Origin of the sequence: Croceimicrobium hydrocarbonivorans, from assembly GCF_014524565.1 — a bacterium.
Classification (GTDB): Bacteria; Bacteroidota; Bacteroidia; order Flavobacteriales; family Schleiferiaceae; genus Croceimicrobium; species Croceimicrobium hydrocarbonivorans.
In genome coordinates this window covers 362,754-379,369 of sequence record NZ_CP060139.1, presented here as the reverse complement: position 1 = coordinate 379,369, position 16,616 = coordinate 362,754, and the positions used below count along the sequence as shown (strand labels likewise).

The following is a 16,616-nucleotide window of genomic DNA, read 5'->3' as shown; positions in this document are numbered from 1 at the left end:
AAAAAGCAAAAATTATGGATGCAAAAATTAAAATGGCCCTCGAAACAGCTTGCCAAAAGCTAGCTCCCGCCTGGTCTTTAGAAAATTCCATCGCTGTAAATCCCTATCTGGGTCTGCTCCATCAAGATTTTCAAGAAGCGGCTTTCAGCCTTAAGCGTCGCGCCGGAATAGACATGAGCATGTCGCTGGACTTTTACCTAGCCCAGTACGAAGAAGGGCAGATTATCGCTGCGGATATCGAGCGCGCCCTTCAAGCTAATAATCGCCCGGAAAGCAGTGCCGAGTTTTTAGCCCAGGCTAAATTTCTGGCCCTTACCGCTTCTAATTATGAGCTCTATGAACTCTATACCTTAGGAGATCTGGCCCGGGAACATGGAACCAAGGATTGGTCGCGCTTTATGGTAGATCGGGTATCGCAATGGGCTGCTCACTTTTTCAATCAGCATGATAAGCCTTATGCAGAGGGAATTGACCTCTTTGAAATCTGGCGCGAAGAAGCCATGATTAACCGGGCACCCGAATTAATGGGCCTACCCAATTTCCGAAATTATGTGAAAGGCCTTTCAGCCAATTATCAGGAAGCGCTCGAACAAAATATTAAGGTACTGGCTCTTAAAGGTCCTTCCTTGGAACCCTATCTGCACAGCCTCTTATTAAAACTCAAAGGTTGGTCATCCTACGTGGCGGGCCAAGACTGGCAAGCCAAACTCTATGGTGGCAATACTCAAAACCTGGAATCTTTCCTTACCATTTTATTGACTTGGGAAGCAGCCTTACTTGAAGGACTCAACGACTTAAAACTCTACAAAGCTTGGGAGCAACGCAAGGCAGATTTAGCTATCCTCGAATTAAAGGCGGCCTTCCCGGGCAGTGAAAGTCTAGAGAGCCGCCTCCTATTGCAGGATGCCTTTGATTATGCCGCACAAAGAGAATTAAAGGAGCGCTTAAATCATAAAGCGAAAGAAACTCAAGCTCAGCGTCCTAAGGCCCAAGCGGTATTTTGTATCGATGTGCGCTCAGAGCTTTACCGCCGAAATCTGGAACAGGTAGATCCCGAGATTGAAACCCTGGGTTTTGCGGGTTTCTTCGGTGTGCCTCTGCAGTATAAGGAATTGGCTTCTGATAAAGCCAGAAATCAATGTCCGGCCCTTATTCCAAGCGCGGTTGAAGTACGAGAAATTGGCAGGGATCTTCGTCAAACCGAGCAAAAACGCAGTTTAAAACTTAGCCGCCTGCAAATCGCTAAAAGCTGGAAGCGATTTAAATCCGGTAAAGTATCGGCCTTCGCCTTTGTGAGTCCACTAGGCCTAAGCTTCCTCTCCAAATTGATTAGTGATTCTTTCGGCTGGACCCGACCTGCGGCAGATCCCAATGCCACTGACCCGGATCGAGACCTTGACCTTTCCGGAATTCCTTTCGAAAGCCAGGTGCAAATGGCACAGGGAGCCTTAAAGGCCATGGGCTTAAGTAAAGGCTTTGCTCCTATGGTAATGATTGTGGGGCATGGTGCCAGCACTGTCAATAACCCCCACGCCACTGCTCTGGATTGCGGCGCCTGCGGTGGACATTCGGGGGAAATTAATGCCTGGACCTCTGCTCGATTATTAAACGACCCCAGGGTACGCGCCGCTTTAAAAGAGGAGGGGATAAGCCTTCCGGCGGATACGATATTTATAGCGGCCCTGCACGATACTACTACCGATTCCATCCATATTATTAACCGTCGGGAAATCGACAAGAAACGATGGAAGGAGCTTTCAGAGCTGGAAGAGCAACTGGAGCATGCCACAGAATTAGCACGACGTGAAAGAGCCTTGCGTTTCGGAATTCAAGAGAAAGATGCACAAACAGAAATTGTAAAACGCAGCAAAGACTGGTCGCAGCTACGCCCCGAATGGGGATTGGCAGGCTGCAATGCCTTTGTAATCGCTCCGCGATCTAAAACCAAGGGCAAAAACCTAAGCGCTCGCAGTTTCTTGCACTCTTACCAATGGCAGGAAGATAAAGACTTCGCCATTTTGGAAGCGATCATGACTGCCCCCATGGTAGTTACTTCCTGGATTAACCTTCAGTACTATGCCAGCACCACCGACAATCAAAATTTTGGGGCCGGTAATAAAACCCTGCACAATGTGAGCGGCGGTATTGGAGTGCTAGAAGGATCGGCAGGCGATTTACGCATCGGCTTAGCCTGGCAATCAGTACACGATGGAAAGCAGTTTCAACACCTACCACAGCGCTTAAATGTGGTGATCGACGCCCCTCAGGAAGCCATTAATAAGATCCTGCAAAAGCATCCCATGTTGCAAGAATTATTCGACCATCAATGGTTGAAACTCTTCCGAATGAATGAGGCCGGACAAATGGCTGATGAATACCAAGGAAAAATGCAGTGGCAAAGTTTAGAGGCCATCAGCACCCAAAAACAGAATGAAAATTTAGTAACCGTTTAAATCCACTCTTATGCGAACCATGAATATTGATCTTCAAAAATTAGATTGGAAAGCCGCCGATTTTAAAAGATTAATCAGTTTGGCCATCGACCAACAAATTAAGGATATCCGTTCTGAATTCCTACGTCGCTGGGAGGCAGATCATCAATTGACCGGAGCGGATCAGGAAGCGAAAATCCAAGATTTAAAGAACTTAAAGACGCAGGTTTTATCGGAGCTCAAGGAGGTCTCTGATGATGCAGCCTTAAAAGCGATTGCCTTAGCGGCTGATGCGCCCAAACAAGGCACTTGGAGCCCCAATTTTGAGATGGCCGGACAGGAAAATTAGTTCTTTCCCCTAGCGACCTTTAATAGGTCCAAACAAAAAGCCAAGTCTGTACAGACTTGGCTTTCCTGGTTTAAAACAGAATTCTAAACCTGAGTAGAGCCCGGAGGGTTCATCTTAAATGGGCTAATTTTTTTGGGGATGGCCAGGCTCCCATATTAAGCGGAGAAAGGAACTAAGCCTTTCATTTTCACGCTTTATCGGTATGCCGGCTACAATCCCTATCATTAGATTATCGGCAATCGCCACGCGCATTTGTGGACGCAAGCTAAGGTCGAATTGCTGATTTTCAATGCTTTTGTTGATTTCTACACCTAAAAAATTGCGGGTTCCACTAATCATATAGTGGAAACTGGTATTGATTTCATAAGCCTTATGCCACTGGTTGCTAGCATAATGGTGGGCGATTTGTGGGCCGGTATACAGCAAGGAATGGAAGTTCTGTCCCCAGCGTTTGGCAATCACCAGAAAGGGATTATAAACATTACCAATAATGAGTGGCCTGGCAAAATTATTGAAGTCCGAAAGCTCAAATTCATTGATATAACCAATGGCCATTGAGCTGGCATACTGTTCATTCACCAAGAAGGTCCATTGTGCCGCTACCTTTAAGCTGTTTAAGCGATGGGAGGGGATCTCCGATTCGGCACCAGCCAGTGGCGAATGTAGAGTAAAGGGGAGCTCTACCTCCAGACCTAGACGATCCATCGGGGCCCATTCATATTCAATTAAGGCTTCGTAGCTATCGAAACTAAGATTGTCGGTTAGTCCCATTCCAATGTTCCATTCCCTTTCGCCTTTACGGGCGCCTAAATCCCGAATTAAGTCGATATAAAGGGGTTCGGCATGTAGGACTTTATCCGGGTCCTTCTGATTTTCTACTTCTTGAATAAATAGACTGTCTTTCTGAGCATCAGTGATTTGCCCAAATAGGGAGAGTGGGAATGCTAGCAAGCTAAGCATCCCTAAAATGCATTGTTTCATATTTTGATTTGTTTAGATAAAAAGGCTCCATTTAATGCGGAGCGGGAATCGATTTTAAAAACAAATCAAGCTTGTGGGGGAGGATTGTCGATATTGAAATGGCCTGGCAATGTTCCGGCAAAAAAGGTGCTGAAGGCCATTAAGGATTCATCAATAAAGAGCGGTTTGCCAATAAAGAGATAGGGATTAATGAGAGCTTCGATCTTTAAGCTGTTTTGACTTTGCGATTCTTCCGTATCCGGATCATCGTATTCGATAAAAGCATCTTCATAACCCAAAATCTGCTCAACAATAATTTCCACCATACTTTCCTGATCATTAAAGCTCAGGTCTTCTGGAATATCATTAGCTTGGAAATCACGCGTATCCACACTGATATTCAGGAGGTAAAATGCCATTATGCCCCAAAGCAGACTTAGGGCCTTGCTATTTCTAAGTATGGAAATCACGGCCTCGAAAGTAGGCCTTATACTTTAATGAACTTAATAGCGGCAAACAAAAAAGCCAGGTAGATAACCTGGCTCTATATTGAGGATTTGGCTTCTTAATCCAAATTATAAATCTCCATTACGCTCTTCATTTTCGATTCGAAGTTGATATCCAAATCAATCAATTTACCAGAGTGAATATCAAAGACCCAACCATGCACGCTAATGTTACGCTCGCGGTGGGCTCTTTGCAGGGCGGCGGTTTTAATCACATTAAAGCATTGCTCCTCCACATTTAATTCAACTAAACGCTTATAGCGATCTTCCTCATCGGCAATAGCGTGGAGCTCCTTGGCGTGCAAGCGATACACATCGCGGATATTTCGCAACCAGGGATTTAAAATACCCAGATCTTGCGATTGCATAGCCGCTTTTACGCCTCCACAGAAATAGTGGCCGCATACCACAACATGGTTCACCTTAAGGTGAGTAACAGCATATTCAATTACCGACATGGCACTGAGGTCGGTATTGGGAACCATATTGGCAATATTGCGGTGAATAAAGGCCTCACCTGGTGATACGCCCATTAATTCTTCGGCGGTAACCCGGCTGTCGGAACAACCGATATACAAGATTTCAGGACTTTGCCCCTTTGATAAATCACTGAAATATTCAGGGTCGAGTTCTAATTTGCTTTGAACCCAGTTGCGGTTGTTTTGGAAAATGTTTTGAATGTCCATTTAATGCTTTTTAGGATGGATGATTGCTTGTTCTTAATTTCAGGCCATTCATTTAGGGGCATGAACTGACCATGAAAATTAAGGGAATTCCAAACATAAGGATAATTCGGATTGAGCCTTATATAATGTTCAGTGAAGCGGCTTTCGCTATGGATCTCAATCTCAAGCCTTAAATTTCTAAAATCAAGGAATCTTTATGAAAAATGAAATTCTAAAAGCCCGTTTCTATCCCTTTGGAGTCCTCTTGAGTTCACTAATTGCCTATTTGGAATGGGGCGGTGGTCAAAGCGCCTTCTTATTTGAAATGGAAGTTCAGCTATTTAGTGATCTCTTTCATCAGCCCGAGCATTTTGCCCATCCATTAATACTATTACCTCTGTTCGGGCAAATGGTCTTGGTCTATCTAATCACTAAGCCTCAAGCTAAAAGAATTGGGCCTTTGGTTGCGATAATCAGTATAGGCATATTATTAGTCTTCGTTCTATTGGGTGCCTTGTTGAGCTGGAATCCCCTAATGCTTATTTCAGTTTTACCATTTATACTCATCAGCCTATTGTGGATGCTTAAATACCCTTCGCTTAAAGCACAAAGTTCCCAATCCGAATAATAGCTATAGTAGGCAGGGCTGCTGGTTTTTTATGAATCGGATTTTCACGTGCATATTCCCTAAAAAAGTTTCAAATTGGGAGCAAGCATTTTAGACTATGTTAATTACCAAGAATTTTTCGCTTAAAAGAATCCTTCTTTTTTCCGGACACCATTTTCCCTGGTTAATTCTTTGGATGACCTTGGTTGTGGCCCTCTATGTTTATACGGATGATGGGCATCATTGGATGTTTATCCCCTGGTTGCCGGTTTCCATTATTGGTACCGCTGTGGCCTTTTATGTGGGTTTTAAGAATAACAGTGCCTACGATCGCATGTGGGAAGCCCGTAAAATTTGGGGCGCCATTGTAAATAGCAGTCGGTCTTGGGGCAATGTGGTACGTAATTATACTAGCAATCTACACAATCCCCTACCTGTTGATGATGCGGAGATTAAGGCCTGGCATCAAAAACTGATCTTCCGCCATATTGCTTGGTTATACGCATTACGAAGTCAATTACTGGTAGCTACGCCTTGGGAGCACTCTAATCAAAGAGGGTTTACCGGTTCTTTCGCCAGGCGCTATCAAAGGCTTTTTGGTGTGGGCTTGGTGGATGATGAAGTAACCCGCATAGAGCTCCAACAGTTTTTAGGAAAGGAAGAACATGATCATTTAATTGCGGCTAAGAATACCGCTACTCAAATCATTTTTAAACAAGGTGAAGACCTCAAAAAACTGCGAGACTTAAATCTCATTGATGATTTCCGCCACATGGAAATGCAGAAGATTCTTAATGATTTTTACGACCATCAAGGCAAGTGTGAGCGGATTAAGAAATTCCCTTTACCGCGGCAGTATGCCAATATGAGCTTCATCTTCGTCTGTATTTTTATTTTCCTGATGCCTTTTGGGCTGGTGCCCGAATTTGCCAAATTTGGTAATATCGGAATTTGGATGTCGATTCCATTTTTAGTTATCGTCGGTTGGCTCTATGTGGTGATGGAGATTGTGGGCGATTATTCTGAAAACCCTTTTCAGGGGATGGCTAATGATATCCCCATGTTATCGCTCTGCCGAACCATAGAGATTGATTTACTCGAAATGCTGGGCGAAACGGATTTACCCGCCCCCATTGAAGCTAAGAAGGGAATATTGATGTAAACCATGAATCGCTTTTTACATTTCCTATCCTATTTACAATTCCCCCTTTTTGCCGGGGCATTGTACTATTATATGCGCCCCATTTGGGAACGTGAAGAAATTTTGCTTTCTCTCAATACCGCTTTAATGCTCACGGGTTTGGCTTTGAGCTTCGTTTCTTTGGTGAATCCCAAAGCCAGTAAACAACAATTGAGCGATGTCAACCGCCGCATCTTGTTCTGGATATTAATGCCCAGTCTTTTACTCATGTTTGGTCTATCCTTATTCTGGTATTGGCAGGGAACTGAGATTCGGAGTTTAGGACAGTCACTGCTTTTTCTGGCCATTGGAATGCTTTCCGTTTTGCGGGTCTTGAGCCTTCCGAGTGAGGAGCAATAGCCTGATATTGAATTGGTATGTATTTTGTTTTCTAGCTGGAAAATTTATTCGATATGGGCCTACGACTATTTTTCTTTCTTCTGATAAGTCTAAGTTTAAAGAGTCAAGCCTTTCGAATTGGTCCTGCCGAAGATTATAAAGACCAATTGCCCTGGGAGCATATTTATGCCTTTGAGGCTCAGGATTTAAACCGCTCATTTTCTGAACTGGCCCTGCGCAGTAAAATTGAACCCCAAGCACTCTTAGAAGCTATTGGTGCTTATCAGCAGATCTATCAATTTGAAGTTAATGCCGATAGCTTGCCTGGGAAATTCGTATTTGCAGGAGTACGTTATCCCATCCTGTTTTTTATGCGCCACAGCTTTATAGTAGAGTGGGAAAAACAGGCGGATCAGTCCTATTTCTATCGATTTTACAATCAGCATGCTCATTACGATAGGGGGAAATTCAATCCCGATCAAAAGGAGCCTAAACCGCTGGAAATTGGTTTAAGGGAATGGTCTTATCTGCAGATGCTGGTAAATAATCTAAGTCTTAATAGTCCGATTTACCACCCTCTGGCTTTTGCCTACAACCATGAGACTTACTTTTTAAGTCGGGAAGAACTACAGAATTGGGGAATTCAGGAACTGAAAATGCATCGGGAAGATAGCCTGCCCAGAGCCGATAGTTTACAAGTGCGAATTCTAGATTATCCACTCAGTTTACCTGATATAAGAATGGTTTGGGACTCCAGTACTTTTCAGATCGAGGAATATCAAGTTTATCCACAAGTACTTTACTCAAATCCGCTTTATGCTGCGAGCTTTGACTCTGTAGGGCGAATTGACCATAGTAGACTTTTGGGATTCCTTCGCAAGGACAGCAGCATCTATCATCGCTATTTTTCCGATAGTCTCAGGACTACCTTGATTTTAGGTGAACAGAATCGCATCTATTATTGGGATGCCCATCCTTTTGGTTCCAATCATATTTATAGTTATTCATCCTCCATGGCTACGGAGAACCTTAAGAGCTTTTTCCTAAAAAGCTACCCTCGGGCATTGAAAGCTTATTTGGATAGCGCTGCCCAGGCTATAGATACCTTAAGCTTGCATCAAAATGAAATTCATGCCTTTTATACGAAGGGTGATCCTTGGCATCGAATATGGCGAACCAAGGGTCAATACCAAAAAGCCTTGTTTTGGAAGGAGCTTAGTCAAAAGGATTTTGTGCCCTATAAAGTTCTAAGTGCTGATAGAGAATTTAGCGAAGTGGTCCGGGATCATTTAACTTATAGTCCTCAGTATTTGATGCTTGAGGTGGATGACTATCAAGGATTGGTTTTTTATAAATCCCCAAAGGATTCTCAATACTATTTTATGGGCCTTCACGAACTGCGAATTTTTCAACAATAGCAGCTGGAATCAGCTATACAGCTTATATTAGAGCTTCTGATTTTAGTTTTCTAATAAGCTTTTTCCTGCCTTATGAGCCCACTTAAAAACGAAGTTCGAAATCTGTTTCGCCAGAACGATCAAGTTTTTGATTTCTTAAGTAAAGAAGCCCTGGATGGATTGGCTATCAGAGAAATAGGTGGTGATGAAAGATTTTGGGCCAATGAAATTTTCTGGGGACGCTTAGGCTATAAGCCGAAGAGTATTAAAGCCAATATTGTTTTTTGGCGCAATTGCTTACATCCGGAAGATCAGGATTTGGAGCAGCGAACCTTCCGTTTACACGCCGATAATCCTGAAAAACATAATTACAATCTGGTTTTACGCTTTTATCATCGCGAAGGAGGATTGGTTTGGATGCAGGTAAATGGACATCTCATTCAGGAGGAAAATGGTTTAATGAAAAGGATGTTACTCTCTTTTAAGGAGATGAGTGCCTTGAAGAATCAGGAAGACTTTTTGAATCGTTCTTCAGAAATGGCTCGAATCGGATATTACGATTGGAACATCCGCACTAAAGAGCTGGAATGGAGTGCTGTAACCAAGGAAATACATGGGGTGCCTCCAGATTTTAAACCTGATTTTCGACAGGCACTTAAATTCTATAAGGAAGGACGTTCGCAGCAAAAGATTACCGAGCTTATTGACAGAGCCCAGCACTTTGGGGAACCCTACGATGAGGTTCTGCAAATAGTAGATACTAACGGCAAAGATGTTTGGGTACGAGTAATCGGAATACCCGAAATACAAGAGGGCCGAGCTTTGAGGCTCTATGGCATGTTTCAGGATATCGATATCAGTATTCGCACGCAAAATGCCATTCGCTCCGAAAGAGAATTGTATCGCCAGGTTTTACAGGGGGCCAATGTTGGCGCTTGGGACTGGGATATCGATTCAGATCAAATGACCTTAAACCGCAAGGCAGCTGAAATGCTGGGCTATGATCTGGAAGTAATGCGCCGTGAAGGTCAGGTGTATTGGTTTGACCTGATTCACCCGGATGAGAAATCATGGGTAATGCAGGAATTGATGGAGTATTCCGTTGGGAAACTGCATGATTTCCAAATTGAATGTCGATTGCGAAAGTCTAATGGTCGTTACCGTTGGCTTCAGATATCCGGAAAGCTCTTTCAGCCGGATCTGCATTTCGAAAGGCCCCGTATTGTTGGAATCTGGACTGATATCCATCACGAGAAAGAAAGGCTTCTAAGCTATAGTACTTTTATACAAGAAGCGCCACTGGCCATTGCCATGTTCGATCGTAATATGCGCTATGTCAATTGTTCCCATAAATGGTTGATCGACTATAAACTGGAAGGTCAGGATATTATTGGTCGTAGTCATTACGATGTTTTTCCGGAGATTTCGGAAGAATGGAAGCAATTGCACCTTCGATGTTTAGCGGGAGAAACCTTAAACCGAGAAGAAGATTTATTCCGTCGTATGGATGGACATGCTCAATGGATTAGATGGGAGATTCGACCTTGGTATGAGAGCAAGAAGCAGGTAGGTGGTATAATCATGTATACCGAAGATATCTCCGATCGCAAGGAAGCCGAATCTAAACTTCGTAAAAGTCAAAAATCCTTTGAGCAGAATTTTACCAATTCCGCCATCGGAATGGCTATTATCGGACCCAAAGGTGAGTGGCTTCAGGTAAATGATAAGATTTGCCAGATGCTGGGTTATAGTCCGGATGAACTTAAAGTGAAAACCTTCCAGGAAATAACGCATCCCGATGTTTTGGAGAAGGATTTACTCTTATTGGAAAAGCTTAACCAGGGTGAAATCGATAATTACCAGATCGAAAAGCGCTATTACTGCAAGGATGGTTCCATACTATCTGCTCTTTTGGGAGCCACCGTACTTCGAGATGAGCAAGGGGAGGTAGATCATTATATTTCACAAATTATTGCCTGTAAGGAGTAATCACCTGGTTATTAAAATCTTGTGTTTCATTCTTTTCCTTGGACTTCAATAAAGCTTAAAAGCCCCATTTTTAAAGCCTTTTAGTTATTTTTAAAGCACTTTCAGAATTACCCCCTATGAATTACCTTCAAAAGGAATTATATGACTTGATCCAACAAGACATCAAGGTGTTTGAGTTTATTCAGTCTTCAGCCTTGGATGGACTTTGGTATTGGGATTTAGAGAGTCCCGAAAATGAGTGGATGAGTGAGCGGTTCTGGGAGGTAATGGGCTATGAGCCAGAGAAAATGCCACATAAAGCTGCAGCTTGGCAGGATAAGATTCATCCCGATGATCTAAAAGTGGCTATTGAAAATTTCAATGCCCATTGTGAGGACCCAAAGCATCCTTACGATCAAATAGTAAGGTATTTTCATAAAGATGGTGGAACCGTATGGGTACGCTGTCGCGGGATGGCTATTCGAGACGAGAATGGCAAGCCCTTGCGGATGTTGGGGGCTCATAATGAGATCACTAATTTAAAGCAAAGAGGGGAACTACTAGAACAAACCAGTAAACTGGCGAATATTGGATATTGGTCTCTAAACCTGATTAGGAATCAACTTTTTTGGAGTGATGAGACCAAACGCATTCATGAGGTTGAGGAAAGCTATACTCCGGATGTGAAAAACGGAATTCAGTTTTACCATGGGGCGGAAGAACAGCAGCGCATTTCAGATTATGTTCAAGCAGCATTAAAGGAGGGGAAATCCTTTGATGACACTTTTAGCATTAAAACAAGTAAAGGGCGTATTCGCAAAGTCAGATCTATCGGGATTCCAGATTTTGTGAATGGTGAGTGTAGAATGTTACGCGGCCTTTTTCAGGATATCACGGATCAAAAAGAAGCAGAGGAAAATCTCAAGCATCAGGCAATTGGCTATCAAACTGCCTTAGAGGCAGCAGATTTGGGAGTTTGGGAATGGCACCATCGCGAAGCTAAGCTCAAATTGAATTATAAGGCATTAGAGCTGTGTAAAATAGAAACCCATATTACACCAGGGGAAATGCTGGAGGTGGATTGGCTAAACTTGATCTACTCTAAAGATCTGGGCAAGATCGAGGCCTTAATACCTAAATTACATAGCCGTAAGAAGAGTGAGATAAACCTGGCATTAAGAATTAATACCGGCACGGTTTACCGCTGGACTCGTTGGATCGGGCATTTGAGTATGAACTCTAATGGAGAGGTCTATTACCTAGGAATCATTGAAGATGTCCACGATCAATATGAGCAGCAGCAATTATTGCAAGCTTTTATTCGCGAATCTCCTAATCCAGTGGTGATGCTAAATCGGGAATTTAAAGTTTTAGCTAGCTCACAGGCCTGGTTGGATCTCCATTTATTAGGCAGTCACCAAGAAGTCGAAGGTCAAAATTTCAATTATTTATTTCCAAGGTCTTCCAGCCAATGGTTGCCTTATTTCAAGCGTACCGAAGAGGGAGAAACCATAAAGTCGAACGCTGAATTACTCTTACAGGAAGATGGTAGCTCTCGCTGGATGAAATGGGAGTTAAAACCCTGGTATCAAGAGGGGCATCAAATGGGCGGCTACATTCTGTATCAAGAAGATGTTAGTGCACACAGAGCGGCCTCCGAACGTTTGAAAATCAGTGAAAGGACCTTTCGTGGCAATTTCGAAAATGCTGCCATTGGTATGGCGATTCTCGATAGTGAAGGGAAATGGCTACAGGTAAATGATAAGGTATTAGATATCACAGGCTACAGCAGGGATGAGCTCTTAAATCTGAGCTTCCAGGATATTACCCATCCGGATGATTTAAACAGTGATCTGGCTTTATTACAGCAATTGATAGATGGAAGTCGCGATCATTACCAAATGGAAAAGCGCTACATCACCAAACAAGGAGAGGTAGTTTACATTCTTTTGGGCGCTTCGGTGATCCGCGATGATAATGGAGGAGTATTGTACTTCGTTTCTCAGATTATTGATATCAATGCGCGGAAATTAGCAGAGAAAAAAGTGCAAATGCTATTAGAGCAGGAGCAGCAACGTAGCGATCGATTAAATAGCTTTACCCATATAGTAAGCCATAATTTACGCTCTCATTCTTCGAGTATCAGTCGCTTGATAGAATTCCTAAAAGAGGAACATCCGGATTTATTGAAAAATGAGATGTTTGAATACCTCATTCAGGCATCTTCAAACCTGAGTGCTACCATTGAGAATCTTAAGGAAGTTGTAGAAATTCAAGGAGCAACAACCTCGCAGATGAAGCCTTGTAATTTGAAAGAACTACAGGATTTAGCCATTATGGGGCTAAAGCTTCAGATTCAATCCTCGGGAATAAAGATTCAATCGGAGATAAGCGATGATCTTGAATTAGTGGGTTTCAGAGCCTATTTAGAAAGTCTCTTTTACAATATGATCTCCAATGCCATTCGTTTTTCATCACCCGATCGTAAACCGGAGATTAAGATTTACACCAAGAGAAAATCAAAGAATTTCATTGACATTTATTTTGAGGACAATGGGGTAGGCATTGATTTAGAGCGCAATGCAGATCGGGTCTTTGGGATGTACAATACTTTTCATTACCATCCGGAATCCAGAGGTTTGGGATTGTTCCTTACTCGGAATCAAGTTGAGGTGATGGGAGGTCAAATAACCGTAGAAAGTGTTGTAAATCAAGGAACTATATTTAGAGTAACTCTGCCTTATGAAGAAAGTTAATTTAGCCTGTTTAGTAGAAGATGACCCCATACATGTGTTCATCACCAAAAAGCAATTAGAGATTATTGGCTTGGCCGAAAACCTCATGGTTTGCAAAAACGGCAAAGAAGCCTACGATAAAATGCAGGCCATTATTAAGGCTGGTGAATCTTTACCCGAACTTATTCTACTCGATCTTAATATGCCCATTTGGGATGGTTGGCGCTTTTTGGAAGAGTTCATCAAGATACCAGCTCGTCAACAGATCATCATTTTTATCCTCACCAGCTCTACTTCTAAGGCCGACATGAAAAAGGCGGAAGAATTTAATTTACGCTCAAACTATCTGGTGAAACCCGTTACTTTGGAGTCCTTGAAAGATGCCCTGGAACAGATCTAAGCCAAAGGCTTCCAACCTTTTTAAGCTGAGCTCCGTCTAAGGGACGAAGACAGCAAATGAAGAAGTGGAAATTAATAGGGCTCATTATCCTTTTGCAGGCATGTTCTGCTGATATGAGCTTTGACCTTAAGGCTCCGCAAAGTTTGATCTTTGCCGCCGATGTTAATCGTGAAGGAGGGAAATTAGACCGATTGTTTTTTGAAGGCGGACTGCTGCGTATCTCACGCTTTCAGCTCGATGGTGATCGGGTGGAAGCGGAAGATTATTTTTTCCAAAATGGATACACTCCGGCCATGGAAATCCCTCTGGATTCATTGGCCTATCCCAGCTTACAATTTGATTTGCCGCAGGGAATCTATAATAGCATTCGCCTGCAGTTTGAGATTCCCTCAGCCAATATTCCCACCCTTATCATAGTGGGGCGTTTTCAAGATTCCACTGGACTTTGGGTGCCCCTGCGATTGGAGGTAGACAGCTTTGAGCTTTTTAACATATTAGCCCTCGATCCTTATGGCGATCAGGAGATTGTGATTGAAGAAGGGAGCTCCTATTATGGCTTACTAAGGCTAAATCCACAGCATTGGTTCGCCAGTGTGCGTACCGAGCAATTGGAAGCGGCTCAACGAATTAGCATTTCTGGCCAAAGCACCATTCTTATTACTCGTTCGGTAAATGCGGAGATTTTTACGGAAGTGGATAATCGATTGGACGAACTCAATTCTTTAACCATCTTTTAATGACCCTGGGCCAACTGCAAAATTTGGAGGATAAGGATCTGATTGAAGGTTGTTTAAAAAACGATCGCCTCTATCAGGAAGCCTTGTATCGCAAATTTGCAGATACCATGTATCGGGTAGCCTGGACCTATGCTAAGGATGATGATGAAGCGGCCGACATCCTGCAAGATGGCTTTATCAATTGCTTTCGGAATTTACATCGCTATAAATTCGAAGGATCCTTTGAAGGTTGGATTCGCCGGATTATTGTGAATAAGGCGCTGGAGTACTATCGTTCCAAACGACGGAAAGAGGAAGTTACCCGCGAGTATTACGAAAAGCAGGAGCATAGTACCGATGATTTGCTCTCTGGCATTCAGGCGCGAGAATTAATTGGCTTGGTAAATCATTTACCAGATAAGGCAGCCATGGTATTAAAGCTATATGCTATTGAAGGATATGCCCATCGGGAGATTGCCGATATGATGGGTATAAGCGAAGGAACTTCTAAATCTCAATTAAACCGGGCGCGGGGTTTATTGCGCGAAAGAATAGAAAAATTGAATGGCTAAGGATCCAAACATAGATCGTAAAATCCGCGAGAGCTTTGAGTCAGCGGAGTTTAAAGCCCCAGAGGGAATCTGGCAAGCTTTAGACCAGTCTATGTCTGCTGGTGAAAGCCAAATGGATCAAAAAGTTAAGGACTCTTTTGAAGCTCAGAATGCTGCGGCTCCAGAATCGGTTTGGGAAGGAATTAATCGTCAGCTTACCATCGACAAGGCCTGGAAAGGGATTGATTCCTATTTAAATCGCCAACGCTTGTACCGAGTGTTAGGCCGAGTGGCAGCCATTCTATTGCTCTTATTCAGCATTGGATGGTGGTGGTCAAATACAGGGCCTTCTAAAGCGATAGTGGATGAGCCTACACCAATGCATTCCGAGGAGCAAATCCAGAAATCAGATCAGCCTCAGGAAATGCTAGCTCCATCAGAGCTAAGTCATTCACCAATAAATGGAAATCAAGAGCAACCTGCTAATGCGAAAGAACCAAGTTTTGTCCTATCCCCAATTTCCGGAGGAAACGGTTCAAAGGGAATTGCGCTTCATGCTAATCAACAAATAGGAGCTAATGCTGATGCGGAGCAAGTTCTTTTAACAGAGCAAAGTTCGGATGATGCAATTTCGCAGGCCGAACTGGAGCTTAAGGATTGGTTTGATTTAGGTCTGGAAATGCCATCCTTAGTTTTAATGGAAAGAGATTTTGAGCCTAAGCCCCAATTTAGGACCCATCCCAAAACACGCTTTAAAGCCTGGCAAATGGGCTTACGCTACAGCTGGCAGCGAGATTATTTAAGTAATAGCCTATTCCGCGAAAGTTTAGACCCACGCAGCTTGGTGCGCAGCAATGCGGTGTATAGTAGTGCCATAAGTGCTGAGCTCTATTATCGACTTAATCCAACTTGGTCTGTAAACCTGATGTGGCAACAGTCCCGCGATTGGGTATTCCATTACAATACTTACGAGGAAGGCCAATATGTAGACCGAAAATTGGAGCTTAATTACCGCCGGATTGGCATTGGCTTAAACCATCATTTCCGTTTTGGTCCCCAAAGTAAATGGCCCGTGCTAAGCATGGGAGTACAGCCTTATTATGGCTTCTTAAACCAGGCCACTGAAGCCGGCATCAATCAAACCGGTTCTTATACTGATGCCTGGGGCATGGAACTAAGGATTGGCCAAGAGTGGAAGAGTGGTGATCTGCTTCTTTATTATGGCCTGGCCACCGACTTTAGCTTGAACAATCTTTACAAAGGAACGGATCGTATCCCTGCTGACTTTAATCGAACTCTGTATCGTTCTTGGGGATTGTATATCGGAACGCGCTACGGCTTTTAATCAGGGCCAGAGGATATGCGCCAGCGATAATCCATTTTCATCAAAACGCTTTCCCGTTAATTTGAAGCCCAGCTTTAAGTAAAAGCCAATGGGGGAAGGGTAGGTACTGCCATCCGCTCTCTGATAATGCGGATGATCCACGGCCCAGCCATTTAAAATGCTTTCCTCGAATTGGGCTTCGCTTAAGAGCTTCCGACCATAACCCAGGCCTTGTAAATCGCGATCCAAAATCATGGCAAACCAGGGCAAGGCATCTCTTTCAAATACGCAGAACCAAGCTTTTAGTCGGTTTTCTTTGTCAACTAAAATTTGATGTCGAGGCTCCTTTAATTTGTTTAGGTATTCCTGGATTTCGCTAAGCGATGAATAAGCAATTTGACGAGGGTACTCCGAATTCCATATTTGCATTAAATCGCCAATATGGGCTTCCTGGAGCACTTCGCATTTAACTGCTCTTAAATCCAAG

Annotated in this window: 16 protein-coding genes; 12 read left to right on the top strand and 4 right to left on the bottom strand. The window is 43.2% G+C overall.

Translation table 11 applies throughout. The annotated features are described in order from the left end of the window. The first annotated feature begins 14 nt into the window (after nucleotides 1-14). Nucleotides 15-2,453 (top strand): YbcC family protein, encoded by a 2,439-nt coding sequence (locus H4K34_RS01765; RefSeq protein ID WP_210759121.1) that lies wholly within the window; start codon nucleotides 15-17, stop codon nucleotides 2,451-2,453. A 10-nt stretch (nucleotides 2,454-2,463) separates the two neighbouring features. Beyond that, nucleotides 2,464-2,781, top strand: coding sequence for a hypothetical protein (locus H4K34_RS01760; RefSeq protein WP_210759120.1), 318 nt, complete (start codon nucleotides 2,464-2,466; stop codon nucleotides 2,779-2,781). Between the two features lie 123 nt (nucleotides 2,782-2,904). Here the strand turns inward: H4K34_RS01760 and H4K34_RS01755 are convergent, their stop codons facing one another. From H4K34_RS01755 to H4K34_RS01745, 3 genes are all read right to left on the bottom strand, one after another. Continuing rightward, nucleotides 2,905-3,762, bottom strand: a complete 858-nt coding sequence (locus H4K34_RS01755) for an HAEPLYID family protein (protein ID WP_210759119.1) — start codon at nucleotides 3,760-3,762, stop codon at nucleotides 2,905-2,907. Nucleotides 3,763-3,827: 65 nt separating this feature from the next. Next, nucleotides 3,828-4,211, bottom strand: coding sequence for a hypothetical protein (locus H4K34_RS01750; RefSeq protein ID WP_210759118.1), 384 nt, complete (start codon nucleotides 4,209-4,211; stop codon nucleotides 3,828-3,830). Between the two features lie 95 nt (nucleotides 4,212-4,306). Further along, a complete protein-coding gene (locus H4K34_RS01745) occupies nucleotides 4,307-4,933 on the bottom strand; it encodes a carbonic anhydrase (RefSeq protein ID WP_210759117.1) in 627 nt (208 codons plus the stop codon). A 196-nt stretch (nucleotides 4,934-5,129) separates the two neighbouring features. On the opposite strand from H4K34_RS01745, the gene H4K34_RS01740 reads away from it, so the two are divergent. The 10 genes from H4K34_RS01740 (at nucleotide 5,130) to H4K34_RS01695 (ending at nucleotide 16,150) form a co-directional block, all read left to right on the top strand. Continuing rightward, nucleotides 5,130-5,540, top strand: coding sequence for a hypothetical protein (locus H4K34_RS01740; protein ID WP_210759116.1), 411 nt, complete (start codon nucleotides 5,130-5,132; stop codon nucleotides 5,538-5,540). A gap of 175 nt (nucleotides 5,541-5,715) precedes the next feature. Then, nucleotides 5,716-6,681 carry a bestrophin family protein gene (locus tag H4K34_RS01735; protein ID WP_246452173.1) on the top strand — a complete coding sequence of 322 codons (966 nt, stop codon included), beginning with the start codon at nucleotides 5,716-5,718 and terminating at the stop codon, nucleotides 6,679-6,681. A gap of 3 nt (nucleotides 6,682-6,684) precedes the next feature. Continuing rightward, complete coding sequence (locus tag H4K34_RS01730) at nucleotides 6,685-7,059, top strand: hypothetical protein (protein ID WP_210759114.1); 375 nt, start codon at nucleotides 6,685-6,687, stop codon at nucleotides 7,057-7,059. 53 nt (nucleotides 7,060-7,112) lie between these two features. Then, nucleotides 7,113-8,456, top strand: a complete 1,344-nt coding sequence (locus H4K34_RS01725) for a hypothetical protein (RefSeq protein ID WP_210759113.1) — start codon at nucleotides 7,113-7,115, stop codon at nucleotides 8,454-8,456. A gap of 72 nt (nucleotides 8,457-8,528) precedes the next feature. Further along, the gene (locus tag H4K34_RS01720) at nucleotides 8,529-10,424 is read left to right on the top strand and encodes a PAS domain-containing protein (RefSeq protein WP_210759112.1); all 1,896 of its coding nucleotides are present in this window, start codon (nucleotides 8,529-8,531) and stop codon (nucleotides 10,422-10,424) included. A 116-nt stretch (nucleotides 10,425-10,540) separates the two neighbouring features. Beyond that, the gene (locus H4K34_RS01715; protein WP_210759111.1) at nucleotides 10,541-13,159 is read left to right on the top strand and encodes a PAS domain S-box protein; all 2,619 of its coding nucleotides are present in this window, start codon (nucleotides 10,541-10,543) and stop codon (nucleotides 13,157-13,159) included. Beyond that, complete coding sequence (locus H4K34_RS01710) at nucleotides 13,146-13,538, top strand: response regulator (RefSeq protein WP_210759110.1); 393 nt, start codon at nucleotides 13,146-13,148, stop codon at nucleotides 13,536-13,538. Before H4K34_RS01715 ends, H4K34_RS01710 begins: the two co-directional genes overlap by 14 nt. A 56-nt stretch (nucleotides 13,539-13,594) precedes the next feature. After that, on the top strand, nucleotides 13,595-14,275 hold the full coding sequence (locus H4K34_RS01705) for a hypothetical protein (RefSeq protein ID WP_210759109.1): 681 nt from the start codon (nucleotides 13,595-13,597) through the stop codon (nucleotides 14,273-14,275). After that, nucleotides 14,275-14,826, top strand: a complete 552-nt coding sequence (locus H4K34_RS01700; protein ID WP_210759108.1) for an RNA polymerase sigma factor — start codon at nucleotides 14,275-14,277, stop codon at nucleotides 14,824-14,826. Before H4K34_RS01705 ends, H4K34_RS01700 begins: the two co-directional genes overlap by 1 nt. Further along, nucleotides 14,819-16,150 carry a hypothetical protein gene (locus H4K34_RS01695; RefSeq protein ID WP_210759107.1) on the top strand — a complete coding sequence of 444 codons (1,332 nt, stop codon included), beginning with the start codon at nucleotides 14,819-14,821 and terminating at the stop codon, nucleotides 16,148-16,150. The genes H4K34_RS01700 and H4K34_RS01695 overlap by 8 nt, the downstream gene beginning before the upstream one ends. Here the strand turns inward: H4K34_RS01695 and H4K34_RS01690 are convergent, their stop codons facing one another. Continuing rightward, nucleotides 16,151-16,615, bottom strand: a complete 465-nt coding sequence (locus H4K34_RS01690) for a GNAT family N-acetyltransferase (protein WP_210759106.1) — start codon at nucleotides 16,613-16,615, stop codon at nucleotides 16,151-16,153. It abuts the gene before it with no gap. Between the last annotated feature and the right edge of the window lies 1 nt (nucleotide 16,616).